A 25780-nucleotide genomic window follows, 5' to 3' on the forward strand; every position below is an offset into this window, starting at 1 on the left:
AGAACCCTCGAAACCCGCAGAACCCTCAGTAGGTGTTCACTTCGACCCGCGGCGCGGAGTCGTGCCACGTACAGAACACCGACACCCGATCCGCCCCGGACGAGAACTCCACCCGGATCCACGTCTCGGTCTTCCAGACCTGCATCGACCACCCGGACGCGGGCGTCGCAGACACCAGCGACGCCGACGCCGTCCCGAGGTCGAAGACGGCCCGCCCCCCGTCGGTGTCGTAACTCTTCACCTCACCGGAGGCCCCCGCGCTGGGCGAAGCCGCACCCGCGGACTTCGAACGCGACGCCGACGGCGACGGTGACGACGAAGTCGAGGGCGCGGCCGAGGAAGAACCGCTCGCACGCGGCGACCGGCTCTTCGACGGCGAGGCCGCCGACCCCGCCGGGGACTCCGCCCGACTCGTCGAGGACGACAGCGGTTTCGCTCCCTGCGTGGCCGCGTCCGCCGCGATCGGCAGCGCCCGCGGCGGGTCGTAGGCCGTCCCGGTCATGACCGTGTGCACACCCCACCACGACAGCGTGACCGCCACGCCCGTGGCGAGCGACCAAGCCAGTACGTGTACGAGTCCTCTGCGCATCGCGGGCCATCCTGCCCCACGAGCCCCGTCCGTGTCCCGTCCGTGTGCCGTCCGTCCACAGGCCCGGGAGTTGTCCACAGGCCCAGGACCCGGTCCGCCGGATTGGCGTACGGTGCGGCTCATGGCAAGTGTGCTCGTGGTCGAGGACGACCAGTTCGTACGCTCCGCCCTCATCCGGCATCTGACCGAGGCCGCGCACACGGTGCGCAGTGTCGGTACGGCCCTTGAGGCGTTGCGCGAGGTCGCCCATTTCCGTTTCGACGTCGTGATCCTGGATCTCGGCCTGCCCGACCTGGACGGGTCGGAGGCGCTGAAGATGCTGCGCGGCATCACCGACGTGCCCGTGATCGTGGCGACCGCGCGGGACGACGAGACGGAGATCGTCCGGCTGTTGAACGACGGCGCGGACGACTACCTGACCAAGCCGTTCTCGGTGGAGCACCTGTCCGCGAGGATGGCGGCGGTGCTGCGCCGGGCCCGGTCCTCGGCCGCGGAGCCGCCGCCCTCGCCCCAGCTCCGGGTCGGCGGTCTCGCCATCGACCCGCTGCGCCGCCAGGCCGAACTGGACGGCGTACGACTGGATCTGACGCGGCGCGAGTTCGACCTGCTGGCCTTCCTGGCGGGGCGGCCCGGTGTCGTCGTGGCGCGCAAGGAACTGCTGGCCGAGGTGTGGCAGCAGTCCTACGGGGACGACCAGACGATCGACGTCCATCTGTCCTGGCTGCGGCGGAAGCTGGGCGAGACGGCGGCCCGGCCGCGCTATCTGCACACCCTGCGCGGGGTCGGCGTGAAGCTGGAGCCGCCGGGCCAGGGCGGGCTGCGCGGTCCGGCGGGCACGGAGCCGGCGCGATGAGGTGGGCGCTGGTGAAGGTCTGTGTGGCCGTCACCACGATGGTCGTGGTGGCCTTCGCGGTCCCGCTGGGCCTGGTGATCAGGGAGATGGCGAGGGACCGCGCGTTCTCGAACGCCGAGCGGGAGGCGGCGGCCGTCGCCCCCGCGCTCTCGATCACCACCGACCGGGCCGAGTTGGAGAAGGTCGTCGCCTCGGCCGCGTCGGACGCGGGCATGGCCGTGCACATACCCGCGGGCGGCGGCACCACCGACACCAGCGGCAGCACGACCGACGCCAACGGCACGACCGACGCCGGCGGCGGTACCGATGGCGCCGGCGGGAAGCAGCAGGCCGTCGACATCGGGCGGCAGCGGGCCGCCGACAAGGACATCGCCACGACCCGGAGGCTGGGCCGGGCCTCCACCACCGAAGTGCCAGGCGGCTCCACGCTGCTGCAGCCCGTCGCGCTCAGTTCGGGCGAGATCGCGGTCGTCGAGGTCTACGTCCCCGAGGCGGAGGTCACCAACGGCCTGGGCACGGCTTGGGCGGTCCTCGCCGGGGTCGGGGTCGCGCTGATCGTCGGTTCGGTCGCGGTGGCCGACCGGCTCGGCGTACGGATGGTGCAGCCCGCGCAGCGCCTGGTGGAGAGCGCGCACGAACTGGGGGAGGGGAAGCTGGGCGCGCGGGTGCCCGAGGAGGGGCCGACCGAACTGCGGCTCGCCGCGGTCGCGTTCAACTCGATGGCCGACCAGGTCGTTCAACTGCTGGCCAATGAGCGGGAGTTGGCGGCCGACCTCTCGCACCGGCTGCGTACACCGCTGACCGTGCTGCGACTCAACGCGGCCTCGCTCGGTGACGGGCCCGCCGCCGAGCAGACCCGGGCCGCCGTCGCCCAGCTGGAGCGCGAGGTCGACACGATCATCCGCACGGCCCGGGAAGCCAAGCCGCAGACCGCCGCGATCGGCGTCGGCGTCGGCTGCGACGCGGCCGAGGTCGTCCGCGAGCGGATGGACTTCTGGTCGGCGCTCGCCGAGGACGAGGGCCGCAAGGTCCGGGTGGCCGGGGTCGACCGGCCCGTACGGATACCCGTGGCCCGCGCCGATCTCGTCGCCGCGCTCGACGCGCTGCTCGGGAACGTGTTCCGGCACACCGCCGAGGGCACGGCCTTCGCGGTCGACGTGCACAACGGCGAGGACGCGGTGATCGTCCTCGTCTCGGACGCGGGCCCGGGGATAGCCGACCCGCAGGCCGCGATGGCCCGTGGCCGCGGCTCCGGCGCCGACGGCTCGACCGGGCTCGGTCTGGACATCGTGAGCCGGCTCGCGGAGTCGACCGGCGGGGACGTGCGGATCGGCCGTTCCGTCCTGGGCGGCACCGAGGTCAGGATCTGGATCCAGCTGGACGGGCGCGAGCCCGAGCGGCGCGGGCACCGGGGTTCGGTGCGACGGCGCAGGACCACCCCATTGGTCTCGACCTTTAACCGTTCCCGATCCCTTCCTTAAGCGCACCCTAAGAACCACGAGCCCCGTCCGGATCAGGCGTTTTGCCGGTTTCCGGCTCGCTAGCGTGCTGGCGCACCCCCACCCTCGGTCCCGTTCACGGGAGACCGGGGCCCGTACGGCGAAGGCAGGCACGCGATGAGCACGCACCGGCGCATGGCCAGTGGCAGGAACAAGGCGATAGGCGGCGTGGTCGCCGCGGCCGTGGTCGGCGGCGGAGCACTCATGTTCTCCGGCACGGCACAGGCGGCGGGTGTCGGTGCCGCGTACACGAAGACCAGCGACTGGTCGACGGGCTACACCGCCCAGTACGTCGTGGCCAACGACAGTGCCGGGGCGAAGACGGACTGGACACTGGAGTTCGACCTGCCGTCGGGCGCCGAGCTCAGCTCGCTGTGGAACGCCGAGTCCAAGGTGAGCGGCCGGCACGTCACGGTGAAGCCGCCGTCCTGGGACAAGGACGGCCTCGCCAAGGGCGAGTCGGTGACCGTCGGCTTCGTGGTGCGCGGCTCCGGCGACCCGACCGGCTGTCTCGTCGACGGTGCCAAGTGCTCGGTGGACGACGGCGCGACACCGGAGCCCACCGGCCGCCCGACGCAGACATCGACCGCGTCTGCGTCGCCGGAACCGACGAAGGCCACCTCGACCCCGACGGCCACACCGACCGCCACGGCCACCACGACCAAGAACCCGACCGCCACCCCCACGCCCTCCGGCACCACCGGCAGCGGCACGGCCGCCGGCGCCGGCTTCGCGCCCTACGTCGACACCTCCCTCTACCCCGCCTTCGACCTGCTGGCCCACTCCGCGGCCACCGGGGTGAAGGAGTACAACCTCGCCTTCGTCACGGACGGCGGCGGCTGCACCCCCAAGTGGGGCGGGGTGACGGACCTCGGCGGTGACGCGGTCGCCGCGCAGATCGGCGCGCTCCGCGGCAAGGGCGGTGACGTCCGCGTCTCGTTCGGCGGCGCCTCCGGCTCCGAGCTGGCGCTGAACTGCTCGTCGGCGGACGCCCTCGCGGCGGCGTACGGCAAGGCCGTGGACGCGTACGACCTGACGAAGGTCGACTTCGACGTGGAGGGCGGTGCGCTCCCGGACAAGGCGGCCAACACCCGCCGCGCGCAGGCGATCGCGAAGCTGCAGGCCCAGCACCCCGGCCTGGACGTCTCGTTCACCCTGCCCGTCATGCCGGAGGGCCTGACCCAGGACGGTGTGAGCCTGCTCGCCGACGCCAAGGCGAACGGTGTCGGCATCGACACGGTCAACATCATGGCGATGGACTACGGACCGGCCTACAGCGACGACATGGGCACCTACGCCGAGCAGGCCGCCACCGCGACCCAGGCGCAGATCAAGGGGGTCCTCGGGCTCTCCGACGCCGCCGCCTGGAAGGCGGTCGCCGTCACCCCGATGATCGGCGTCAACGACGTCGCGTCGGAGATCTTCAAGGTCGAGGACGCCACCCAGCTCGTGAACTTCGCCGAGTCGAAGGGGCTCGGCTGGCTCTCCCTGTGGTCCGCCACCCGCGACAAGCAGTGCGCGGGCGGCACCAAGCCCACCGCCGACGCCACCTGCAGCTCGGTCCTCCAGGACGCGAACGCCTTCTCGAAGGCCTTCGCCGCCTACAAGTAGCCGCTCGCGAAAACCCCCTGAGCGGTACCCCTGAACGCCCCCGCAGGAGGTCATGCCCGCGCGGGGGCCGCGCGCCCCGGCCGGCCTTCCCCCCACCCGGCCGGGGCGCGCGTACACACGTACGCGGGGCGCGGCACTCCCCTCGCCGTGTGCCGCGCCCCGCCCCCCGCCCGCTTCCCTCCCAGGAGCGGCGTCTACGTGGTCACTCGACCGGGCTCACCGGCGGCAGCTCGCCGGTGCGGGCCGCCTCGCGGTACCACAGGGCGCTCGACTTCGGGGTGCGCGCCTGGGTCGCGTAGTCCACGTACACCGCGCCGAAGCGCTTGCCGTAGCCGTACGCCCACTCGAAGTTGTCCATCAGAGACCACAGGTAGTAGCCGCGTACGTCCGCGCCCTCGGCGATCGCGCGGCGGACCGCGCGCAGGTGTCCGTGCAGGTAGGCGATGCGCTCCGGGTCGTGGACGCGGCCGTCCGGGTCCGGCTTGTCGTCGTAGGCGGCGCCGTTCTCCGTGATGTACAGCGGCAGGCCCGGCACCTCCCGCGTGTAGCGCATGATCAGGTCCTGGAGGCCCGACGGGTCGATCGTCCAGCCCATCTCGGTGCGCTCACCGGGCGTCTGGTGGAAGGCAACGTCGTCCGCGCCCGGCCAGGGGGAGGACGAACTCGCCCCGTGGCCGTCCGCGCGCGGGCCGGAGGCGTCCGCCGGGGCGGCCGAGACCAGCGTCGGCGTGTAGTAGTTCAGGCCGAGCGCGTCCAACGGCTGCCTGATCAGGGCGAGATCGCCGTCGCGCACGTACGACCAGTCCGTGACCGAGGCCGTCGCCGCGAGCAGGGTCTCCGGGTACGCGCCGTGCAGCATCGGGCCGTGGAAGATGCCGTTGGCCAGGTCGTCGATCCGCTGGACCGCCGCCAGGTCGGCCGGGTCCTGGGTCAGCGGCCTGACCACCGAGGAGTTGAGGCTCACCGCGATGCTGTTGCGGGCGGGCATCGCGGTGCGCAGGGCCTTCGTGCCCAGGCCGTGCGCGAGGTTGAGGTGGTGCGCCGCCCGCAGGGAGGCCTCGTGGTCGGTGCGGCCCGGGGCGTGCACACCGGACGCGTACCCGAGGAACGCGCTGCACCAGGGCTCGTTGAGCGTGATCCACTGCTCGACGCGGTCCCCGAGTGCCTCGCCGACGATCTGCGCGTACTCGGCGAAGCGCAGCGCGGTGTCGCGCTCGGGCCAGCCGCCCGCGTCCTCCAGCTCCTGGGGGAGGTCCCAGTGGTAGAGGGTGATCGCGGGCTTGATGCCGTGCGAGAGCAGCTCGTCGACCAGCCGGCGGTAGAAGTCGAGGCCGCGCTGCACGGCGGGCCCGCGGCCCGTCGGCTGCACGCGCGACCAGGACACCGAGAAGCGGTACGCGGTCAGGCCGAGGTCCGCCATCATCGCCACGTCGTCGCGGTAGCGGTGGTAGTGGTCGTTGGCGATGTCGCCGTTCTCGCCGCCCGCCGTCTTGCCGGGCGTATGGCTGAAGGTGTCCCAGATCGAGGGCGTACGGCCGTCCTCCCGCACCGCCCCCTCGATCTGGTACGCGGAGGTCGCGGAGCCCCAGAGGAAGGCGGGCGGGAAGGTCACGGGCGTTTCGGGCTCGGGCATGGAAGCGCTCCCATGGGAGGAAGGTCGTAGGAGACCGGGGAATGTGAGGTCGAGGAGAGGACCGGGGGCGAGTCGGCGGCTCGCCCCCGTCGGCGCGGGGCGGCGGGTCAGCCCTTGATCGCGCCCTGCATGATCCCGCCCACGATCTGCTTGCCGAACAGCAGGAAGGCGATGAGCAGCGGCAGGGTGCCGAGGAGCGCGCCCGCCATGATCACCGCTTGGTCGGGGATGTAGCCCGTGCCGAGCGAGTTGAGGGCGACCTGCACGGTGGGGTTCTGCTGGTTGAGCGCGATGATCGGCCACAGGAAGTCGTTCCAGGCCATCACGAAGGTCAGCAGTCCGAGCACGGCCATCGCCGGCCGCGCCGCCGGGAAGACGACGTGCCACACGACGCGCAGACTGCTCGCGCCGTCGACCCGCGCCGCCTCGATCAGCTCGCTGGGCAGCGCCTGCATCAGGTACTGCCGCATGAAGAACGTACCGAAGGCGCTGACCACGGTCGGCAGGATGACCGTCTGCAGCTGGTTGGACCAGCCCAGCTCGCTCATCCACAGGTACAGCGGGACGATCGCCAGCTGCGGCGGGATCATCATCGTGCCGATGGTCAGCAGCAGCAGGACGTTGGAGAACTTGAAGCGCAGTTTGGCGAAGGCGAACCCGGCGAGCGTGGAGAACAGGACCGTGCCGACGGTGATGGTCCCGGCGACGATCACGCTGTTGAGCATCGCGGTGCCGAGGCTGACCTCGGTCCATGCGGTCTCAAGGTTCTTGAACAGGTTCCCGCCGACCCACAGGGGCGGTGGCGTCTCGGCGAGCCGCTGGTTGGTGCGTGAGGCCGCGACCACCGTCCACAGCAGGGGCGCCACGGAGATGAAGGCGAGGACGGACAGGACGACATAGGTGAGCGGCCCCGCGTGCAGCTGCTTGCCCGCGCCCATCAGCCGGCGGCGCCCGGAACCGGTCCGGCCGACCTTCTCCGCCGCGCTCGCCTGTGCCTGAGGAGGCGTCAGTTCACGTGTGGTCATTGGGTCTTCCTCAGCCGTCGGGTGATCAGCAGGTTGATCGCGGCGACGATCAGCAGGATCAGGAACATCGTCCAGGCGATGGCGGACGCCTTGCCGAGGTTGCCGATGATCCAGCCCTGGTCGTACATGTACAGGCCGAGCGTCTGGTAATCGTGGTCGGAGCCGCCCTTGGAGCCGCTGACCCCGCCGAACAGCAGCGGTTCACCGAACAGCTGCGTTGCGCCGATCGTGGAGACGACCACCGTGAACAGGATCGTCGGCCGCAGCATCGGGATCGTCACATGGCGGAACTGCTGCCAGCGGCCCGCGCCGTCCAGGGACGCCGACTCGTACAGGTCGGCGGGGATCGCCTGCATCGCCGCGAGGTAGATCAGGGCGTTGTAGCCGGTCCACCGCCAGATCACGATCGAGGAGACGGCGAACTGCGAACCCCAGGTCGACTCACGCCAGTTGATCGGGTCCACCCCGACGAAGTGCAGCAGCCAGTTGATCATGCCGCCGTCCCACGAGTAGAGCAGGACGAACACCAGGGTCGCGGCCGCCACCGAGGTGGCGTACGGGGTGAGCATCACGACGCGCCAGATGGTCGAGCCGCGCAGTTTGTAGTTGAGCAGGTGCGCGATCCCGATCGCCATCATCAGCTGCGGCACGGTCGAGATCAGACCGATGGTGAAGGTGTTCTGCAGCGCGTTCCAGAAGAAGTCCGAGGACAGCAGGTTCTGGTAGTTGTCCAGGCCCACCCAGGTCTGCTGGTCCAGGTTGTTCAGCTGCACGTTGTGCAGTGAGTACCAGGCCGTGTACAGCAGCGGGATGAGCCCGAAGGCACCGAAGAAGATGAAGAAGGGGGCGATGAACGCGTAAGGCGACGCCTTCATGTCCCAGCGGTACAGCCGGCTGCGCCAGGAGCCGGGGCCCGGGGGCGGTGTACCGCGACCGTGAGCACGGCGCGCCGCGCCCGGCTGGGAGCCGGGCGCGGCGTCGGCGCTCGACGCGGATCGCGCGAGAGCCTGCTTGGAGCTGGTCACTGGCCGAGCACGTCCTTGATCTCCGAGGTGGCCGCGTCCCAGCCCTGGTCCGGGGTCTTGCCCTTCTGCTCGACCTGGAGGATGCCGATGTCCGAGATGGCCGTGTTGATCGGCTGGTCCTTGATACCGAAGATCTGCGTCGGGATGGTCTTCGCCGAGTCGGAGAAGATCTGGGTGATCGGCGCGTCCGAGAAGAAGGCCGTGGTGGCGGCCTGCGGCTTCAGGCTCGCGTACGCCGACGGGGTGGACGGGAAGCTGGCCTGCTTGGCGAAGACCTTCGCCTGCTGCTCGGGGGCGGTCAGCCACTTCGCCAGCGCGATGGCCTCCTTCTGGTGCTTGCCCGCCGTGGGCACACCGATGAACGAGCCGCCCCAGTTGGCCGCGGTGGGCGCCGCCGCCACGTCCCAGTTGCCCTTGCCGGAGTCACCGGACTTCTCCTGGATGTAGCCCAGCATCCACGCGGGGCAGGCGACCGTGGCGAAGCCGCCGTTGGCGAAGGCCTGGTCCCACGGCTTGTCGAACTGCTTCAGCTTCGCCGACATGTTGCTGGTCGCCACCTCCATCGAGGTGTCCCAGGCCTTCTCGACCCCTGCGGACTTGTCCCAGATGACGTTGCCGTCCTTGTCGTAGTACCGCTCGCTCTCGCCACCGAGCGCCGCGTTGTAGACCGAGGCGGCGGAGTCCACGAACTTGGTGCCCTTGGGCGCCTTCTTCATGTAGTCCTTGCCGACGTCGACGTACTTCGACCAGTCGCCCTTCCACTGCTCGGCGAGCTTGACGCGGTCCGTCTCAAGGCCCGCCTTCTTGAAGAGGTCCTTGCGGTAGCAGACCGCCATCGGGCCGACGTCCGTGCCGAGTCCGATGGTCTTGCCGTCCTTGGTGGTGGCCTGTGCCGTCTTCCAGTCCAGCCACTGGGACTTGTCGACGTCCTTGCCCAGGTCGACGAACTTGTCGGCCTGCGTCTGGACGGCCTCGGCGACGTTGCCGACCTCGATCGCCTGGATGTCGTCGGTGCCGGCACCGGCCTGCAGACGGGTGAGCGTCTTCGGCCAGTAGACGTCCGTACGAGTGGTGACGTTCTCCTTGATGGTGATGTCGGGGTTCTGCTTCATGTACTCGTCGTAGAGGCCGGCCTGCTTGTAGCCGAAGACCCCGAAAGTGCCGATGGTCAGCGTGGTCTTGCCACCGCCGCTGCCACCGTCCGAGTCCGACGACCCGTCGTCCGAGTCCTCGGCGCAGCCGGCGAGCAGCCCCGTCGTCAGCGCGGCCACGGCCGCGAGGGCCATCAGCCTGCGGGACCCGCGGGTACTCGTGCGCATTGCGTCCTCCTGTTGCCTGACGTGCCGACCCCCCGGCCAACTGCGTTGTTGGGCCCGTTAGTTCATGCTGCGGCTCGGGCGGGGAACGTGCGGGATGTGTATGTGTCAGGTACTGTGGGAGCGCTCCCACAGGTGATGTGTTGAAGGTTCGTCGCTCGGCGCGGGGGTGTCAAGGGAGAGGACGCAGAGACGTGTCTTCAGTTATCGGGCTGTTAGCTAACGTCGGCGGAGACGGCGAGAGTAGGTCTCCGACGGTTGCGGGACGGCCTCGGGGAGGCTCCGGATCGGCTTCGGAGTGGCCCCGGGGACCCCGGGGGAGGGCGTGCGGAAAGTGGAGGCACCGTCTCCGCGGGCCCGGCCCCGATCACGGCTGTTAGATTCCAGGCCAAGCGCGGTGTGAGCCGTGTCGGACGGGAGGCGGACCATGGCAGTCCACGGAGCGCGGAGCCGGAGCGGCGGGCGACCGACCCTCGAAGAGGTCGCCGCGCGCGCCGGGGTGGGCCGCGGCACGGTCTCCCGCGTGATCAACGGCTCCCCGCGGGTCAGCGACGCCACCCGGGCGGCCGTGGAGGCGGCGGTCGCGGAACTGGGGTACGTGCCGAACACGGCCGCCCGGGCCCTCGCGGCCAACCGCACCGACGCGATCGCCCTGGTCGTCCCCGAGCCCGAGACCCGCTTCTTCGCCGAGCCGTACTTCTCCGACATGCTCCGGGGTGTGGGCGCGGCCCTCTCCGACACCGAGATGCAGCTGCTGCTGATCTTCGCGGGCAGCGACCGGGAGCGGGCCCGGCTGGCCCAGTACCTGGCGGCGCACCGCGTGGACGGCGTCCTGCTGGTCTCGGTCCACGCGGACGACCCGCTGCCCGACCTGCTGGCCCAGCTGGAGATCCCGGCCGTGATCAGCGGACGCAGGTCGGCGGACGAGACGCTGCCGTCCGTGGACTCGGACAACTTCGGCGGCGGCCGGTTCGCCGTCGAGCACCTGCTGGCCCAGGGCCGCCGGACCATAGCCCACCTGGCCGGACGCCTCGACGTGTTCGGTGCCCAGCGCCGCGTCGACGGCTACCGCGCCGCGCTGCGTGACGCGGGCCACGAGGTCGACGAACGCCTCATCGTGCCGGGGGACTTCACCGAGGAGGGCGGCCGTCGCGCGATGACGGAACTGCTCGCCGTCTGCCCGACCCTGGACGCGGTCTTCGCCGGATCGGACGTCATGGCGGCCGGCGCCCGGCAGGTCCTGCGCGAGGTGGGGCGCCGCATACCCGACGACGTGGCCCTGGTCGGTTACGACGACTCGGCGATCGCCCGCCACATGGACCCGCCCCTGACGAGTGTGCGCCAGCCGATCGAGGACATGGGCCGCGCGATGCTCGACCTGCTGATGGACGAGATCGCGGACCGCCGCCCGGCGGTCTCCCGAGGCCTTGAGCGACGGCAGCTGGTGCTTCCCACGGAGCTGGTGGCGCGGCACTCGTCGTGACCCGCACGGGGGAGGGGAACGCCAGAGGGCCGGACCGCTTTCGCGGTCCGGCCCTCTGATCATCAGGGTGAGTGACGGGACTTGAACCCGCGGCATCCTGGACCACAACCAGGTGCTCTACCAGCTGAGCTACACCCACCATGACCGGCGATCCTGCGCTTGGTTCACCTGAAGTGGTTCACCGACCGGCCGAGAAAAAGTGTACAGGGTCCGAAGGGGTGCTCGCTCCCGCCTTTACGGCGGGGGCTACTGCGCGGGCAGGACGTGCTTCGCGGCGATGGAACGGGCCGTGTCCGAGTCCGGTCCGGGCTGCGGGACGAAGATCGCCTCGCGGTAGTAGCGCAGCTCGGCGATCGACTCGCGGATGTCGGCCAGCGCCCGGTGGTTGCCGTTCTTGTCGGGACTGTTGAAGTACGCCCGGGGATACCAGCGGCGGGCCAGCTCCTTCACGGAGGAGACGTCCACGATCCGGTAGTGGAGGTACGCCTCCAGGGTCGCCATGTCCCTCAGCAGGAAGCCGCGGTCCGTGCCCACCGAGTTCCCGCACAGCGGGGCCTTGCCCGGTTCCTTGACGTGCTCACGGATGTAGGAGAGGACCTCCTCCTCCGCGGCGGCCAGGGTGGTGCCCGCGGCCAGCTCGTCGAGGAGACCGGAGGACGTGTGCATCGTGCGCACCACCTCCGGCATCGTCTCCAGCGCGGCGTCCGGCGGACGGATCACGATGTCCACCCCCTCACCGAGCACGTTGAGCTCCGAGTCGGTCACCAGCGCGGCCACCTCGATGAGCGCGTCCTCCGACAGCGAGAGACCGGTCATCTCGCAGTCGATCCACACCATGCGATCGTTCATGGGCTCACCCTACGGCCCGCTCACCCGCCCGGGCAGGCCCGGGACCTCGGCAGTCGTGACCGGTGGGGCGGCGAGCGGCGGGGCCGGCGGTGCCGGGGCGCGGGAACGGCACCGGCCCCGGACCGTGAAAGGTCCGGGGCCGGTGTACGACGTCGCCGCTCGGCTAGGGCGCGCTCCGCTGGCCCGGCAGGCTGTGCCGCCCGGCCGCGTACAGCTCCGCGCCCGGCCGGCCCGCGTCCGCGGAGAGGGACGAGGCCGCCGCGCCGACCGCGTGGGCGGCCGCCGTGCGACGGGTCTGGAACGGCACGGGTGACTCCTGCTGGAGCACCGGCGGCACCGGTGGCGGCGAGCCGTCCGGATCGCTCTGCTTCTCACCCTGCGGGCGACGCGCCCGGTACGCGGCCCGGTACGCCGCCGGGGAGGAGCCGAGCTGGCGGCGGAAGTGCCCGCGCAGCGCCACCGGCGAACGGAAGCCGCAACGGCCCGCGACCTCGTCCACCGAGTAGTCGGACGTCTCCAGGAGCCGCTGCGCCTGGAGCACCCGCTGCGTGATCAGCCACTGCAGGGGAGCGCTCCCGGTGAGCGAGCGGAACCGGCGGTCGAACGTACGCCTGCTCATGTACGCGCGTGCCGCCAGCGTCTCCACGTCGAACTGTTCGTGGAGGTGCTCCAGTGCCCAGGCGACGACCTCCGCGAGCGGGTCGGCGCCGATCTCCTCCGGTAAAGACCGATCGAGATAGCGCTCCTGGCCGCCGCTGCGCCGGGGCGGGACCACCAGACGGCGGGCCAGCGCACCGGCCGCCTCGTTCCCGTGGTCCGTCCGCACTATGTGCAGACACAGGTCGATCCCCGCCGCGGTGCCCGCCGACGTCAGCACGTCGCCGTCGTCCACGAACAGCTCGCGGGGATCGACATGCACCGACGGGTAGCGCTTGGCCAGCGTCGGTGCGTACATCCAGTGTGTGGTCGCCGGACGGCCGTCCAGCAGTCCTGCCGCGGCGAGCACGAAGGCGCCGGTGCACAGCCCGACTATGCGGGCGCCCTCCTCATGTGCCCGGCGCAGCGCGTCGAGCGCCTCCTCCGGTGGCGGTGAGGTGATCGACCGCCAGGCGGGCACGACAACGGTGCCCGCGCGGGAGATCGCCTCCAGCCCGTTGGGCGCGGTGAGTTCCAGGCCACCTGTGGTCCGCAGTGGGCCTTCCTCACCGGCGCACACCAGTAGTCGATACCGCGGCACGCCGGCGTCCTGGCGGTCGATGCCGAACACCGACAGCGGTATGGAACTCTCGAAGATGGGGCCGCCGCTGAACAGCAGCACCGCGACGATCTCCTTGCGGCGTCGCCCGGATAGTTTCCGGACAGCGGCTTCCGGCGCGGCAGTGGAGTCGTGGCTCATCCTGCTAAGCCCCCCTCGGTGGTCGCGGCTCCTCGGTTGTGTCGCTCCTGCACGTTTCCCCTCGGTCCTGCACGAGTCCCCCGCCGTAAGACGTCAAGATCGAATCTACTGTGTCGTGTGGTGCCGAGGTGGCCAGTTCAGCACTCGGCAGATTGTCGACATGGCAACTTGGCGTGAAGCATTCGATCACGAAGCGTTGCACTCGTGGGCCGCACAGGGAAGTGCGCCTCGTCCCCGTGGCCGGTCCCAGTAGGGTGCGGGCACCCTACTGGACCCTTTCGGTGCAGGTCGAACGGGGGTTGGGGGGTGGTTCGGCCAAGGGGTACGCAGGGTATGGAAGTTGGCTGAAAAGCAGCGGGCGCGTGCGCACAAACCGGTCAGTCAACCGGCGTATTTCCACCGGCGTGCCGGGCTTCGTGGCGGTCGCTGTGACGGACGCCGTGGTGGTCACCGTTACGGACGCCGTACCGGGCGTCCTGGCTGTCATCGTCGTGTGCCCTGTCGTGGTGCACATGATGCGGGGTTCGCTCCGCCGCGCGCAGTTGCGCCGCGCCGTGCTCGGAGCGGCGCAGCAGTACGCGGCAGGCGGCCGTCACCGCGGCGAGGCCCAGGGCCGTGCCGGCCGCGCCCGCCAGTGAGGTGCCGTACCCGACCAGGACGACCGGGACCAGGACGCAGCTGAAGGCCGCCCAGCGGACCACGTCCGTGGCGGTGTCCTGCGCGGTGCCCCTGTCTTTGCCGGCGGGAGGGTGGGGGGCGGTCGTGTGGTGGCCGGGCACGGTGGGCTCCTCCCTGGGGGATGTGGGGTACCTGGGTTCAACGCTTGTTCGAGCGGGCGGTCACGGGGCTTTCCCCAGGGTTCCCTGGGATGCCTCGGCTCCGCCGCGGGGTGCGTCCCGTCGGGTGCGGGTCCGGTGGGGCTGGTCGCGCAGTTCCCCGCGCCCCTTGAGGGGCTGCGCCCCCTGGGGTGGAGGGTCGGGTGCGGGTCCGTGGAGGCTGGTCGCGCCGTTCCCCGCGCCCCTGACGGTCGGGGCTGCGCCCCTTGCCCCGGGGAGGGGTGGCTGAGGGGGTGCTGTGTAAAACGGCTGTACGGGGCAGCAACCATTGCGTTACGGGCATGCTCTCGGGCATGCTCCGGGGAACCCTCCCGCGGCGAGAGCGGGATATGGGCAGAGGAGGCGTGCCGCCGTACCCTGGGGGGTATGGGGTTGGGAAGATGATTCCCGGACACAGCTCCGCAGCTCCTGTCGGCCCACCCAAGAGGATCCGAACGCCGAGACACCCATGGCCGGTCACGAATTCGAACCCGCGGACCGCAAGCGCCCCGTCGCCGATCACACGGCGGCCGAGCCCTTGGCGGCGGAAGAGACACGCCAGTCCTGCGACCCAGCCTTCAAGCACGGTGTCGTCGTGGGCTTCGACGGCTCGACATCCAGCGAGCGCGCCCTCGCGTACGCGATCGGCATGGCCTGCCGCTCCGGATCCGGCCTGATCATCGTGCACGTCGCGAACCGGCTGCCCACCACGGTGTGGGCCGGCTGTGAGCCCCCCGTCTTCGTCGACGTGCCGGACCACCGCACCGAGGTGCTCGGCCTTGAGCTGGCCTGCGCGGAATATCTGGCCGAGGTGCCGTGGATCCTCGTCGAGCGCGGTGGCGACATCTGCCACGAACTCGAAGAGGTGGGGCGGGAGTACGAGGCCGACGCGATCGTGGTGGGGTCGACCCACGGGATCGTCGGGCGCATCTTCGGGTCGGTCGCGGGGCGGCTGGCCAAGCGGGCGCAGCGGCCCGTGGTGGTCATTCCGTAACTCGGCCCGCAACTCGGCTCGTTCCCAGGTGACATGCGTCCCGGGGCGTGGCAACTCCCTTGCGGGGCACGGCAAAACTACTCATGCGTAGATGTGTTTGTGTGCTTGTGAAGGGCATATAGGCAGCAGGTTTGCCGCCGTTGTGCGGCACCGGTGAGCGTGTACGTGCTGCCGGCCGGAGCGTGACGGTTACCGGTGGTGGGCAGCCAGCCGGGGTTTTGGGCGGCCCCGGCGCGTGAACGGACCCCCGCGTGTCTGGTGGCGACACGTGGGGGTCCGTTCTGTTGTGGTGCGGTGCGGTGTGGTGCGTTGCTTCTGCGGGCCCGGTGGGGGTTGGTCGCGCCGTTCCCCGCGCCCCTTAGGGGCGAAGGCGAAAGATTGCGCCGTTCCCCGCGCCCCTTGGGGGCCCCTCGGTGGCTACTCGACCGTTACCGACTTTGCCAGGTTCCTGGGCTTGTCGATGTCTCGGCCGAGGGCCAAAGCTGTGTGGTAGGCGAGGAGTTGGAGGGGGATGCCCATCAGGATGGGGTCCAGTTCGTCCTCGTTCTTGGGGACGAGGATCGTCTGGTCGGCCTTCTCCTGGTGCTGGTGGGCCACGGCGAGGATCTTGCCGCTGCGGGCCTTGATCTCCTCCAGGGCCGCGCGGTTCTTCTCCAGCAGGTCGTCGTTCGGGACGATCGCGACCGTCGGCAGCGCGGGCTCGATCAGCGCGAGCGGGCCGTGCTTCAACTCCGAGGCGGGGTAGGCCTCGGCGTGGATGTACGAGACCTCCTTCAGCTTCAGCGAGGCCTCGCGGGCCACCGGATAGCCGCGTACGCGACCGATGAAGAGCATCGAGCGGGCCTCGGCGTACTGCTCGGCCAGCTTCTTGATCTCGTCCTCCTGGTCGAGGATCTCCGTGATCTGGCCGGGCAGCCTGCGCAGGCCCTCGATGATCCGCTTGCCGTCGGAGACCGACAGGTCACGGGTGCGGCCCAGGTGCAGGGCGAGCAGCGCGAAGGCGACCGTGGTGTTGGTGAAGCACTTGGTGGAGACCACGCAGACCTCGGGGCCGGCGTGCACGTACATGCCGCCGTCGGCCTCGCGGGCGATGGCCGAACCGACCACGTTCACGATGCCGAGGACCCGGGCGCCCTTGCGCTTCAGCTCCTGCACGGCGGCCAGCACGTCGTACGTCTCGCCGGACTGGGACACCGCCACGTACAGCGTGTCGGGGTCGACGACGGCGTTGCGGTAGCGGAACTCCGAGGCGGGCTCGGCGTCCGCGGGGATACGGGCCAGTTCCTCTATCATCTGGGCGCCGATCATGCCCGCGTGGTACGAGGTGCCGCAGCCCAGGATCTTCACGCGGCGGATCTTGCGCGCCTCGCGGGCGTCCAGGTTCAGCCCGCCCAGGTGAACGGTCGAGAACCGGTCGTCGATCCGGCCGCGCAGCACCCGGTCCACGGCCTCGGCCTGCTCGTGGATCTCCTTGTGCATGTACGTGTCGTGGCCGCCCATGTCGTAGGAGGCGGCCTCCCACTCCACGGTGGTCGGCTCGGCCGTCGTACGGGTGCCCTCGGTGGTGTACGTACGGAAGTCGTCGGCCTTCAGCGTCGCCATCTCGCCGTCGTCGAGCGTGACGATCTGGCGGGTGTGGGTGACCAGCGCGGCGATGTCCGAGGCGACGAACATCTCCTTCTCGCCGATGCCGAGGACGACCGGGGAGCCGTTGCGGGCGACCACGATGCGGTCCGCGTGGTCGGCGTGCATGACCGCGATGCCGTACGTGCCCTCGATCAGCCGGAGGGTCTCGCGGACCTTGTCCTCCAGCTTCTCGGCGGAGGAGCGGGCGATGAGGTGCGTGAGGACCTCGGTGTCGGTCTCCGAGAGGAACTCGACGCCCTCCGCCTCCAGCTTCTTGCGCAGGTCGGAGGCGTTGTCGATGATGCCGTTGTGGACGACCGCGACCTTGTTGTCGGCCGACATGTGCGGGTGCGCGTTCTCGTCGGAGGGGGCGCCGTGGGTGGCCCAGCGGGTGTGTGCGATGCCCGTGGTGCCGGCGAAGCGCTTGGGGACGCGGGCCTCCAGGTCACGTACGCGGCCCTTGGCCTTGACCATCTTCAGACCGGCCGTCTTCGGTGACGTCACGACGAGACCGGCCGAGTCGTAGCCCCGGTACTCCAGGCGCTGCAGGCCCTCCAGGAGGAGCGGCGCCACGTCGCGCCTGCCGATGTATCCCACGATTCCGCACATACAGAGAAGTTCCTAGCCGTAGACGATGCGGCGCACCTGCCGGAGCGTGAGCTCCGGCGGTGCGACCGCGCGGTATTCGAGGTCCGCCGTGATCCGTTCGAAGATCGCCGAGTTGACCAGGCCCTGTGCCTGGAGCTCCCGGTGGCGGCGACGGACGTAGTCCTCCGTCGTCTCGTCGAAGTAGGCGAGCACGTCCTGGATCACCCGCAGTGCCTCGCCCCGGCTGAGGGGTGAGGAGCGCGTCAGGTGATCAACAAGGTCGTCGTGCACTCGTTGATCCTGGGGTAAAGCGCGGGCGATCGCAAGGATCCTGCCCGATTTCGGGCAAGGGGCTGTTGTTCGGCTGTGGGTGCGGGCCGGTGGGGGCTGGCCGCGCAGTTCCCCGCGCCCCTGAAAAGCGGGGCTGCGCCCCTGCTTTTCCCCTTGGCGGGCAGGGCGCAGCCCGCCCCGAGGGGCGCGGGGAACTGCGCGCTCAGCCCCCACCGGCCCGCACCCGGCGTTTAGGGGCGCGGGGAACTGCGCGGCCAGCCCCCACCGGCCCGCACCCGGCCGACAGGGGCGCGGGGAACTGCGCAGCCGCCCCTGCCCCCGTCGCTACATCCCCCGCAGGATCGCCTGCTTCGCCAGGGTGAATTCCTCGTCCGTCAGGACGCCCGCATCGCGCAGGTCGCCCAGTTCGCGGAGGCGGCGGAGGAGGGCGTCGTGGTCGACCTCCGGCGGGGCGAGTTGCTTCGCGGGAGTGGGCGGCGGAGCCGACGGGTGGGGGAGGCGTGCCTGGACCGCCGCCGCCACCAGCGCCATCAGGGGGTCCTTCTTGAAGCCCCACAGTTCGACCGCGTTGGGGTCGTACTTCGGCGGGGCCTTCGTCGGGGCGCCTCGGACAGTGAAGCGGAGATGCCCGTTCTCCAGGCCGACCGACGGCTGCCACTCCACCCCCTGGATGTCGGCCAGCGCGAGCGTACGCGCGCCCGCGGCCGACTTCGCCTCCTCGGTCTTCCAGTTCCATTCCAGCCGCACCTGTTCCCCGTCGAAGCTCGCGGTGCCGTCCCCGGCGGAGACCGACAGCGGCACGGCCGGCCCCGGCAGCAGGTAGCGGTCGACGGCGCCGCTCGGCACCTCGTCCAGGAGCAGCGCGTTGCGGATCTCGTCCACGAAGTACTCGGCGACGCCGTAGCGGTCCGACTCGACGGTCAGCTGGTAGGGGTCGGAGGCCTCCGTGAGTCTGCCCCCGGTCGCGTGCAGCAGCGGGTCCGCGCCGTCCCGCAGCCGCAGCCTGAGCCGGCCGGACTTCTTGCCCTGTTCGAACGAGATCCCCGCCAACGCGCCCAGCGGCACCGCCAGTTCACCCAGGGACTTGCGCAGTACGCCCACGTTCTTGTCGCGGCCCGGGACCAGCCGCAGGGCGTCGCCGTCGAAGGTCCACGTGCCGTCCCGCTGGATGATTTCCGCCATGAGGGGGATTGTTTCACCGCCTCTGCGGGAGAGTGGTCTATACCCATTCGAAGGGAGCGCATGTGAGACAGCACAGAACGCCCCGTCTGCTCGGTACGCTGCTGCTCGTGGCAGCCGCCGGTATCTCCGTGGTCGGCGCGGCACCGTCCGCGCCCGGCCGCACAGTCGACCGCACCGTCACTCCGCTGAGCCGGGTCGTCCCGGCACCCGCCTCGGTCGACCCGGGCGGCTCCCCGTACCGGATCACCAGCGGTACGCGCATCCGCGTCGACCGGTCGAGGGGGGTCCATGACGTCGGCGCGTATCTCGCCGGTGTGCTGCGGCCGTCGACCGGTTACCGGCTTCCCGTCACCGACGACCCGGGCGGCGATGGCATCCGGCTCAGGATCAGTCAGAAGGGCACCGGTGGCCTCGGCGCCGAGGGCTACCGTCTGACCAGCGGGAAGGGTGCTGTCACGATCACCGCCCGCAGGGCCGCCGGGCTGTTCCACGGTGTGCAGACCCTGCGGCAGCTGCTGCCCGCCGCGATCGAGAAGGACTCGAAGCAGCCGGGGCCCTGGGCCGTCGCCGGCGGCACCATCACCGACACCCCCCGCTACGGCTACCGCGGCGCGATGCTGGACGTCTCCCGGCACTTCTTCACCGTGGACCAGGTCAAGCGCTACATCGACCAGCTCGCGCTCTACAAGATCAACACGCTGCATCTGCACCTCAGCGACGACCAGGGCTGGCGCATCGCCATCGACTCCTGGCCGCGCCTCGCCACGTACGGCGGCTCCACGCAGGTCGGCGGCGGCGGGCCCGGCGGCTACTACACGAAGGCCCAGTACAAGGACCTCGTGCGGTACGCCGCCTCGCGGCATCTGGAGGTCGTGCCCGAGATCGACATGCCCGGTCACACCAACGCGGCGCTCGCCTCGTACGCCGAGCTGAACTGTGCCGGTGTCGCCCCGCCGCTCTACACCGGCACCGAGGTCGGCTTCAGTTCGCTGTGCGTCGACAAGCCGGTGACGTACGACTTCGTGGACGACGTGGTGCGTGAACTGGCCGCGCTCACACCGGGCAAGTACCTGCACATCGGCGGTGACGAGGCGCATTCCACGAGTCATGAGGACTACGTCGCCTTCATGGAGAAGGTCCAGCCGATCGTCGCCAAGTACGGGAAGAGCGTGATGGGTTGGCATCAGCTGACCGGGGCCACTCCCGCCAAGGGTGCGCTCGCCCAGTACTGGGGTCTCGACGGTACGAGCGCCGCCGAGAAGGAGCAGGTCGCGGCGGCGGCCAGGAACGGCACCGGGATCGTCCTCTCGCCCGCCGACCGCGTGTATCTGGATATGAAATACACCGCCGACACGCCCCTCGGGCAGGCCTGGGCCGGGCTCGTGGAGGTGCGGCGGTCGTACGACTGGGACCCAGGCAACTACCTGCCGGGTACGCCGAGTTCGGCCGTACGCGGCGTCGAGGCGCCGCTGTGGACCGAGACGCTCTCGACCTCGTCGAACATCGAGTACATGGCGTTCCCGCGGCTGCCCGGTGTGGCCGAGCTGGGCTGGTCGCCCGCCTCGACGCACGACTGGGACACCTACAAGGTGCGGCTCGCCGCGCAGGCGCCCCGCTGGGACGCGCTGGGCATCGACTACTACCGGTCGCCGCAAGTTCCCTGGCCGACGCATTAGTTACTGATCACGGCTGAGTACGACGGCGGGCGCCCCTGGGACCGTACATGGGGGCGCCCGCCTGCTTGTGGGGCTGAGTGACCGGTTTTCGTGCGAACCGGTGGCTACAGCCCGGCTATGGGGTTCTTCAGGGTGCCGACGAGCTGGAGGGCCCCGGCCGGGTCGGAGAGGTCGACCATCTGCTCGTTGTTCCGCAGTTGCAGCCGGTTGAGGCAGGACAGCGCGAACTCGGGCGCGAACATGTCGTACTGCCGGAACTTGTCCGCGAGTTCGGGCGCCGACGCCTGGTAGTCGCGTACGCAGTCGGCGACCGTCCGCCAGAAGTCGTCCTCCTCGATGACGCCCTCGGCCGCGAGGTTCGCCGCCAGGAAGCGGAAGAAGCAGTCGAAGACGTCGGTGAAGATCGACAGGAGTTTCTTGTCCTCGGGGACGTCCACGCGCAGCCGCTCGACCGTCGGCGGGAGTACCGCGTCCGGGTCCATGACGGCGATCTCCTCGGCGATGTCCTTGTAGATCGCCCGCTCGACCACCCCGTCCTTGAGGACGAGGATGACGTTCTCGCCGTGCGGCATGAACACCAGGTCGTACGCGTAGAAACTGTGCAGCAGCGGGGTGAAGTAGGCGTGGAGGTAGCGGCGCAGCCACTCCACCGGCGTCAGGCCCGAGCGTTCGATCAGCGCGGCGGCGATCGAGGCGCCCTCGTGGTCCACGTGGACCAGCGAGGCCATGGTGGCCAGGGACTCGCCGTCCCGGAGCGAGGGGACCGGGCTCTCGCGCCACAGGGCGGCGAGCATTTTCCGGTACGGGGAGTAGCGGTCGGTGGCGGCCTCGTACTCCAGGTGCCGGTAGCCGACGGCCGCGCGCTCGCGGATGATCGACAGGCCGGTCGAGCGCAGCACCGGGTCGTTGTCGATGAGCTGCGCCAGCCAGTCGTTGATGGCCGGGGTCGCCTCCATGTACGCGGCGGACAGGCCGCGCATGAAGCCCATGTTGATGACCGACAGGGCGGTCTTCACATAGTGCTTCTCCGGCTCGCTCTTGTTGAAGAACGTCCGGATCGACTGCTGGGCCAGGTACTCGTCGTCGCCCTCGCCCAGGCACACCAGGTGCTGCCGGGCGATCTCCGCGGCGAAGGTCACCGTCAGTTTGTTCCACCACTGCCAGGGGTGGACCGGGATGAAGAGGTAGTCGGCCGGGTCGAGGTCCTGTTCGCGGAGCACACCGTGGAAGCGGTCCACGGTCTCCTTGCCCAGCTCGCCCTGGAGGAACGACTCGTACTCGATGCCCACGCCCGCCGTGAACGCGGCCCGCGAGCGGTGCGCGGCCAGCCAGACCAGCCGTACGGGGCTCGCGGTCTCCGGCGCGTACGACAGGTACTCGTGGATGCCGAAGCCGAGCCGGCCGTTGTTGGCGACGAAGCAGGGGTGGCCCTCCGTCATCCCCGTCTCGATCTCCTGGAAGCCGCTTTTCGCCAGCTCGGGGGAGGTGAGCTGGGGCTTGGTGAGCTTGTAGCAGGTGCCGGAGAGGGTGGAGGAGATCTCCTCCAGGTAGACCGGCAGCACCTCGTCGCTCAGGCCGAGAGATTTTTTCAGCTCGATGAAGAAGTCCAGCGCGGCGAGCGGGAGTTCACCGCCGTCACGGCTGCGGGTGATCGAGTCGGCGTCGACCTGCCAGTGGTCGAGGGCGCGGCGGGTGGCGGTGAAGCGGTAGCGGGTCAGACCGTCGTCGCTGCGGACGGCGTACTCGGCTTTTTTGCCGGTGCCACCCTCGTCGAGGGGCTCGGGGGTGATCAGGCGCTCGTGGGCGAACTCGGCGAGGGCTTTGCGGATGAGGAGGCGATCGGCCCGGGCCCAGCGGTGGGGGGACAGATGCGCCACGGCGTCGGACAGGGTCACAGGGAAACTCCTCGGCTGGCCGGGCTGCGCCGGTTCAGGAACTGGTCGCGTGTGCAGAAGGACAGCAGCGCGCGTTTCTCCGGCTTCTCGATCTCGCGCTCCGCGACGAAGCCGACGGTCTCGTTGAGCGCGTGGACCGCCTTGTTGGTGACATCGGGCTCGACGACGACCCGGCGGGTGCGCGGGTCGGCGAACAGCTCGTCCATGACGGCGGTGATGACGGCCCGGGTGAAGCCGTGCACGGGCCGGTCGGTGGGGGCGACCAGGAAGTGCATGCCGACGTCACCGGGTTCGGGCTCGTACAGCCCGACGAGTTCGATGTACCGGGGGTCGTACTTCTCCATCAGGAACGCGGGCAGGCCGTCGTGCAGGCCGAGATACGCGTGGTGGTGCTCGCTGGCCGCGATGGCCATGTACTCGCGCTCCACGTCCTGCAGTTTCGCGTCCTGCATCATCCAGTACGCCGCCTTGGGGTCGGTCACCCAGGAGTGCAGCAGCCCGGTGTCCTTGAGGGGGTCGAGGGGGCGCAGACTCAGTACGCCCACGGTGCTGCTGGTTCCGGCGGCGCTCATACGGCGAACTCCTGGAACGCGATGGACTTCTCCACCGGGTAGTACTCGGTGCCGAGCAGTTCCCGGATGATGTACGCGTTGCGGTACGCGCCCATGCCGAGGTCCGGGGACGTCACCGAGTGGGTGTGGACGCCGGCGTTCTGCAGGAAGATGCCGCGGCCCGTCGTGTCGATGGCGTAGTTGCGGGCCACGTCGTGGTTGCCGTGCTCGTCGTAGCGGATCCGGTCACGCACGGGCCTCAGGAACTCCGGCTCCACGTATTTGTAACCGGTCGCCAGGATCAGGCCCTCGGACTGCAGCTCGTAGTCCGTCTCCTGCTCCTCCTGGCGCAGCCCCAGGGTGTACGTGCCGTTCTCGTGACGCGCTTCCTTCAGCGCCGAGTTGGTGAGCAGCCGGGTGGGGACCGGGCCGCCGAGGTTCTTCTGGTAGAGCAGGTCGAAGATCGAGTCGATCAGTTCCCCGTCGATCCCCTTGAACAGGCCCTTCTGCTCCGTCTGGAGGCGGTAGCGGGTCCGCTCGGGCAGCGCGTGGAAGTAGTCGATGTACTCCGGGGAGGTCATCTCCAGCGTGAGCTTGGTGTACTCCAGCGGGAAGAACCGCGGGGAGCGCGTGACCCAGTTCAGCCGGTAGCCGTGGACGTCGATCTCGCTCAGCAGGTCGTAGTAGATCTCGGCGGCGGACTGCCCGCTGCCGACCAGCGTGATCGACTTCTTGGCCTGCAGCTCCCGCTTGTGCTGCCGGTAGCGGGAGTTGTGGATGAAGTCCCCGCCGAGGTCCGCGCAGGCCTCGGGCACGTACGGGGGAGTGCCGGTGCCGAGGACGAGATGCCGGGCACGGTACTCGTCACCGGCGCTGGTCCGCACCACGTACACCTCGTGCGCGTCCTCGTACGTCACCTCCGCGACCGTCGTGCTGAAACGGACGCAGGAGAGTTTCGAGGCGGCCCAGCGGCAGTAGTCGTCGTACTCGACGCGCAGCGGGTAGAAGTTCTCGCGTATGTAGAACGAGTACAGACGGCCCGACTCCTTGAGGTAGTTCAGGAAGGAGTACGGGGACGTCGGGTCGGCCAGGGTGACCAGGTCCGACATGAACGGCGTCTGGAGGTGCGCGCCCTCCAGGAACATCCCGGAGTGCCACTCGAAGTCCGGCTTGGACTCCAGGAAGACACCGTCGAGTTCGTCGATCGGCTCGGTGAGGCAGGCGAGGCCGAGGTTGAAGGGGCCAAGACCGATGCCGATGAAGTCGTGCGTGCGCACGGCGGATTCAGCGGGTTCAGGAAGCGCGGTCAAGGGACTCTCCAAGGTACTGCTCGGCGTGGCCGGCGATCAGGTCGAGCACGGCGGAGATGTCGTCCGTCGTGGTCTCGGGGTTGAGCAGGGTGAACTTCAGGAAGTGACGGCCGCCGACCTTCGTCCCCGCGACCACCGCGTCACCGGAGGCGAACAGGGCCTTGCGGGCGTACAGGTTGGCGCGGTCGATCTCGGCCGGGTCGGTGACGGCCGCCGGGATGTAACGGAAGACCAGGGTGGAGAGGGAGGGGGCGACCACCACGTCGTACCGCGGGTCGGCGGCGAGCAGCTTCCAGCCCTCCTCCGCCAGGTCGCAGACCTCGTCGAAGAGCTGGCCGATGCCGTCGGCGCCCATGGTCCGCAGCGTCATCCACAGTTTGAGGGCGTCGAACCTGCGGGTGGTCTGCAGGGACTTGTCGACCTGGTTGGGGATGCGCTCCTGCACCGCGCGCTGCGGGTTGAGGTACTCCGCGTGGTAGGTGGCGTGGCGCAGGGTGGCCGCGTCGCGGACCAGCACGGCGGACGAACTCACCGGCTGGAAGAAGGACTTGTGATAGTCCACGGTGACGGAGTCGGCGCGCTCGATACCGTCGATGCGGTGCCGGTTCCTGAGCGAGGCGAGCAGTCCGCAGCCGTACGCGGCGTCCACGTGCAGCCAGGCGCCGAACTGCTCGCACAGCTCCGCGATCTCGGGCAGCGGGTCGATGGAGCCGAAGTCGGTGGTGCCGGCGGTCGCGACGACGGCCATCGGGACCAGTCCGTCGCGCCTGCAGCGCTCCAGCTCGTGGGCGAGCGCCACGGTCTGCATGCGCTTGTCGTTGCCGGTGGGCACGGTGACCACGGCGTCCGCGCCGAGCCCGAGGAGTTTCGCGGACTTCTTGACGCTGAAGTGGCTCGCCTCGGAGGCGAAGATACGCAGTTTGCCGTACGAGGCGGACGCCTCCCATCCTGCCTGCCCCGGCTTGGCCTCCTCGCGGGCGAGCAGCAGCGCCTGGAGGTTGGACTGCGAGCCGCCGGAGGTGAACACGCCGTCGGCGGAGCAGCCGAACCCGATGCGCTCGTTGGTCCAGTCGATGAGCCTGCGCTCGATGAGGGTGCCGCCGGCCGACTGGTCCCAGGTGTCCAGGGAGGAGTTGACGGCGGACAGGACCGCTTCACCGACCACCGCGGGGATGACCACCGGGCAGTTGAGGTGCGCGAGGTAGCGGGGGTGGTGGAAGTAGACCGCGTCCCGGAGGTAGACGTCCTCCAGTTCGTCGAGCACCGCGGTGGTGTCGTGCAGCGGCTTGTCGAGGTCGATCCGGTCGATGCGGGGGGCGAGGGTGTCGACCGTGACACCCGTGAACGGTCGTTCGGTGGTGGCGAGTTTGGCCGCCACCCGCTCTATTCCTTCGGTCACGGAACGGCGGTACCGGTCCGCGGTCGTGTCGTTGAGCAGGTGCGAGCGCATGGGGGAGTCCTCCGGGGGCGGGAGAGGGACGGGCGCATGGGAATGCCGTGGGGGGCGGCGCTTAACTTAGGTTAGCCTAACCTAAGTTCCTGTGCTTGAGGGTGCCCCTTGCTACTCCTGTGA

The 25780-nt window shown here is 70.0% G+C and carries 21 protein-coding genes and 1 tRNA gene; 6 read left to right on the forward strand and 16 right to left on the reverse strand.

Going from position 1 to position 25780, the window contains the following annotated elements; genetic code table 11:
• Positions 1 to 25 precede the first annotated feature (25 nt).
• Positions 26 to 589 (reverse strand): hypothetical protein, encoded by a 564-nt coding sequence (locus C6Y14_RS44885; protein ID WP_107016064.1) that lies wholly within the window; start codon positions 587 to 589, stop codon positions 26 to 28.
• Between the two features lie 121 nt (positions 590 to 710).
• Here C6Y14_RS44885 and C6Y14_RS09310 point away from each other — a divergent pair, with 121 nt between their 5' ends.
• From C6Y14_RS09310 to C6Y14_RS09320, 3 genes are all read left to right on the forward strand, one after another.
• A complete protein-coding gene (locus tag C6Y14_RS09310; protein ID WP_107016065.1) occupies positions 711 to 1442 on the forward strand; it encodes a response regulator transcription factor in 732 nt (243 codons plus the stop codon).
• Positions 1439 to 2923 carry a sensor histidine kinase gene (locus tag C6Y14_RS09315; protein WP_107016066.1) on the forward strand — a complete coding sequence of 495 codons (1485 nt, stop codon included), beginning with the start codon at positions 1439 to 1441 and terminating at the stop codon, positions 2921 to 2923. Before C6Y14_RS09310 ends, C6Y14_RS09315 begins: the two co-directional genes overlap by 4 nt.
• A gap of 135 nt (positions 2924 to 3058) precedes the next feature.
• A complete protein-coding gene (locus C6Y14_RS09320) occupies positions 3059 to 4552 on the forward strand; it encodes a glycoside hydrolase family 18 protein (protein ID WP_107016067.1) in 1494 nt (497 codons plus the stop codon).
• A gap of 202 nt (positions 4553 to 4754) precedes the next feature.
• Here C6Y14_RS09320 and C6Y14_RS09325 read toward each other — a convergent pair whose 3' ends face one another.
• From C6Y14_RS09325 to C6Y14_RS09340, 4 genes are all read right to left on the reverse strand, one after another.
• A complete protein-coding gene (locus C6Y14_RS09325) occupies positions 4755 to 6185 on the reverse strand; it encodes a GH1 family beta-glucosidase (protein WP_107016068.1) in 1431 nt (476 codons plus the stop codon).
• A gap of 107 nt (positions 6186 to 6292) precedes the next feature.
• Positions 6293 to 7210, reverse strand: a complete 918-nt coding sequence (locus C6Y14_RS09330; protein WP_107016069.1) for a carbohydrate ABC transporter permease — start codon at positions 7208 to 7210, stop codon at positions 6293 to 6295.
• The gene (locus tag C6Y14_RS09335; protein WP_107016070.1) at positions 7207 to 8235 is read right to left on the reverse strand and encodes a carbohydrate ABC transporter permease; all 1029 of its coding nucleotides are present in this window, start codon (positions 8233 to 8235) and stop codon (positions 7207 to 7209) included. Before C6Y14_RS09335 ends, C6Y14_RS09330 begins: the two co-directional genes overlap by 4 nt.
• Positions 8232 to 9554: an ABC transporter substrate-binding protein gene (locus C6Y14_RS09340; protein ID WP_107016071.1), complete on the reverse strand. Its 1323-nt coding sequence runs from the start codon at positions 9552 to 9554 to the stop codon at positions 8232 to 8234. Before C6Y14_RS09340 ends, C6Y14_RS09335 begins: the two co-directional genes overlap by 4 nt.
• A gap of 424 nt (positions 9555 to 9978) precedes the next feature.
• On the opposite strand from C6Y14_RS09340, the gene C6Y14_RS09345 reads away from it, so the two are divergent.
• Positions 9979 to 11034 (forward strand): LacI family DNA-binding transcriptional regulator, encoded by a 1056-nt coding sequence (locus C6Y14_RS09345; RefSeq protein ID WP_107016072.1) that lies wholly within the window; start codon positions 9979 to 9981, stop codon positions 11032 to 11034.
• Positions 11035 to 11100: 66 nt separating this feature from the next.
• Here C6Y14_RS09345 and C6Y14_RS09350 read toward each other — a convergent pair.
• The 4 genes from C6Y14_RS09350 to C6Y14_RS44890 form a co-directional block, all read right to left on the reverse strand.
• Positions 11101 to 11173, reverse strand: a tRNA-His gene (locus tag C6Y14_RS09350).
• Positions 11174 to 11280: 107 nt separating this feature from the next.
• Positions 11281 to 11883, reverse strand: a complete 603-nt coding sequence (gene orn, locus C6Y14_RS09355) for an oligoribonuclease (RefSeq protein ID WP_107016073.1) — start codon at positions 11881 to 11883, stop codon at positions 11281 to 11283.
• 163 nt (positions 11884 to 12046) lie between these two features.
• Complete coding sequence (locus C6Y14_RS09360) at positions 12047 to 13279, reverse strand: helix-turn-helix domain-containing protein (RefSeq protein ID WP_107016074.1); 1233 nt, start codon at positions 13277 to 13279, stop codon at positions 12047 to 12049.
• A gap of 377 nt (positions 13280 to 13656) precedes the next feature.
• Entirely contained in the window at positions 13657 to 14058 is a 402-nt protein-coding gene (locus tag C6Y14_RS44890; RefSeq protein WP_404828743.1) for a hypothetical protein, read from the reverse strand.
• A 505-nt stretch (positions 14059 to 14563) separates the two neighbouring features.
• On the opposite strand from C6Y14_RS44890, the gene C6Y14_RS09375 reads away from it, so the two are divergent.
• Positions 14564 to 15088, forward strand: coding sequence for a universal stress protein (locus C6Y14_RS09375; protein WP_107016076.1), 525 nt, complete (start codon positions 14564 to 14566; stop codon positions 15086 to 15088).
• A gap of 417 nt (positions 15089 to 15505) precedes the next feature.
• Here C6Y14_RS09375 and glmS read toward each other — a convergent pair whose 3' ends face one another.
• The 3 genes from glmS to C6Y14_RS09390 form a co-directional block, all read right to left on the reverse strand.
• Positions 15506 to 17323 (reverse strand): glutamine--fructose-6-phosphate transaminase (isomerizing), encoded by a 1818-nt coding sequence (glmS, locus tag C6Y14_RS09380; RefSeq protein ID WP_107016077.1) that lies wholly within the window; start codon positions 17321 to 17323, stop codon positions 15506 to 15508.
• Positions 17324 to 17335: 12 nt separating this feature from the next.
• A complete protein-coding gene (locus C6Y14_RS09385) occupies positions 17336 to 17593 on the reverse strand; it encodes a hypothetical protein (RefSeq protein ID WP_107016078.1) in 258 nt (85 codons plus the stop codon).
• Positions 17594 to 17917: 324 nt separating this feature from the next.
• Positions 17918 to 18775: a DUF4429 domain-containing protein gene (locus tag C6Y14_RS09390; protein WP_107016079.1), complete on the reverse strand. Its 858-nt coding sequence runs from the start codon at positions 18773 to 18775 to the stop codon at positions 17918 to 17920.
• A 62-nt stretch (positions 18776 to 18837) separates the two neighbouring features.
• Between C6Y14_RS09390 and C6Y14_RS09395 the strand changes: the two genes are divergently transcribed.
• Positions 18838 to 20451 (forward strand): beta-N-acetylhexosaminidase, encoded by a 1614-nt coding sequence (locus C6Y14_RS09395; protein ID WP_107016080.1) that lies wholly within the window; start codon positions 18838 to 18840, stop codon positions 20449 to 20451.
• Between the two features lie 104 nt (positions 20452 to 20555).
• On the opposite strand, the gene C6Y14_RS09400 is transcribed toward C6Y14_RS09395, so the two are convergent.
• Genes C6Y14_RS09400 through desA form a run of 4 tightly spaced genes read right to left on the reverse strand, consistent with a single transcriptional unit; the run spans position 20556 to position 25657 of the window.
• Positions 20556 to 22346: an IucA/IucC family protein gene (locus C6Y14_RS09400; RefSeq protein ID WP_107016081.1), complete on the reverse strand. Its 1791-nt coding sequence runs from the start codon at positions 22344 to 22346 to the stop codon at positions 20556 to 20558.
• Entirely contained in the window at positions 22343 to 22918 is a 576-nt protein-coding gene (locus tag C6Y14_RS09405; RefSeq protein ID WP_107016082.1) for a GNAT family N-acetyltransferase, read from the reverse strand. Before C6Y14_RS09405 ends, C6Y14_RS09400 begins: the two co-directional genes overlap by 4 nt.
• A complete protein-coding gene (locus C6Y14_RS09410; protein ID WP_107016083.1) occupies positions 22915 to 24207 on the reverse strand; it encodes a lysine N(6)-hydroxylase/L-ornithine N(5)-oxygenase family protein in 1293 nt (430 codons plus the stop codon). Before C6Y14_RS09410 ends, C6Y14_RS09405 begins: the two co-directional genes overlap by 4 nt.
• Positions 24191 to 25657 carry a lysine decarboxylase DesA gene (gene desA, locus C6Y14_RS09415; protein ID WP_107016084.1) on the reverse strand — a complete coding sequence of 489 codons (1467 nt, stop codon included), beginning with the start codon at positions 25655 to 25657 and terminating at the stop codon, positions 24191 to 24193. The genes C6Y14_RS09410 and desA overlap by 17 nt, the downstream gene beginning before the upstream one ends.
• Positions 25658 to 25780: the final 123 nt, after the last annotated feature.

Origin of the sequence: Streptomyces dioscori (assembly GCF_003024195.1) — a bacterium.
Classification (GTDB): domain Bacteria; phylum Actinomycetota; class Actinomycetes; order Streptomycetales; family Streptomycetaceae; genus Streptomyces; species Streptomyces dioscori.

Coding starts and splice junctions, on each gene's coding strand:
- C6Y14_RS09345 (WP_107016072.1), top strand. CDS start 9,979: ATGGCAGTCCACGGAGCGCGGAGCCGGAGCGGCGGGCGACCGACCCTC.
- C6Y14_RS09360 (WP_107016074.1), bottom strand. CDS start 13,279: ATGAGCCACGACTCCACTGCCGCGCCGGAAGCCGCTGTCCGGAAACTA.
- C6Y14_RS09405 (WP_107016082.1), bottom strand. CDS start 22,918: ATGAGCGCCGCCGGAACCAGCAGCACCGTGGGCGTACTGAGTCTGCGC.
- C6Y14_RS09320 (WP_107016067.1), top strand. CDS start 3,059: ATGAGCACGCACCGGCGCATGGCCAGTGGCAGGAACAAGGCGATAGGC.
- C6Y14_RS09315 (WP_107016066.1), top strand. CDS start 1,439: ATGAGGTGGGCGCTGGTGAAGGTCTGTGTGGCCGTCACCACGATGGTC.
- C6Y14_RS09330 (WP_107016069.1), bottom strand. CDS start 7,210: ATGACCACACGTGAACTGACGCCTCCTCAGGCACAGGCGAGCGCGGCG.
- C6Y14_RS09310 (WP_107016065.1), top strand. CDS start 711: ATGGCAAGTGTGCTCGTGGTCGAGGACGACCAGTTCGTACGCTCCGCC.
- C6Y14_RS09325 (WP_107016068.1), bottom strand. CDS start 6,185: ATGCCCGAGCCCGAAACGCCCGTGACCTTCCCGCCCGCCTTCCTCTGG.
- C6Y14_RS09340 (WP_107016071.1), bottom strand. CDS start 9,554: ATGCGCACGAGTACCCGCGGGTCCCGCAGGCTGATGGCCCTCGCGGCC.
- C6Y14_RS44885 (WP_107016064.1), bottom strand. CDS start 589: ATGCGCAGAGGACTCGTACACGTACTGGCTTGGTCGCTCGCCACGGGC.
- C6Y14_RS09375 (WP_107016076.1), top strand. CDS start 14,564: ATGGCCGGTCACGAATTCGAACCCGCGGACCGCAAGCGCCCCGTCGCC.
- orn (WP_107016073.1), bottom strand. CDS start 11,883: ATGAACGATCGCATGGTGTGGATCGACTGCGAGATGACCGGTCTCTCG.
- glmS (WP_107016077.1), bottom strand. CDS start 17,323: ATGTGCGGAATCGTGGGATACATCGGCAGGCGCGACGTGGCGCCGCTC.
- desA (WP_107016084.1), bottom strand. CDS start 25,657: ATGCGCTCGCACCTGCTCAACGACACGACCGCGGACCGGTACCGCCGT.
- C6Y14_RS09390 (WP_107016079.1), bottom strand. CDS start 18,775: ATGGCGGAAATCATCCAGCGGGACGGCACGTGGACCTTCGACGGCGAC.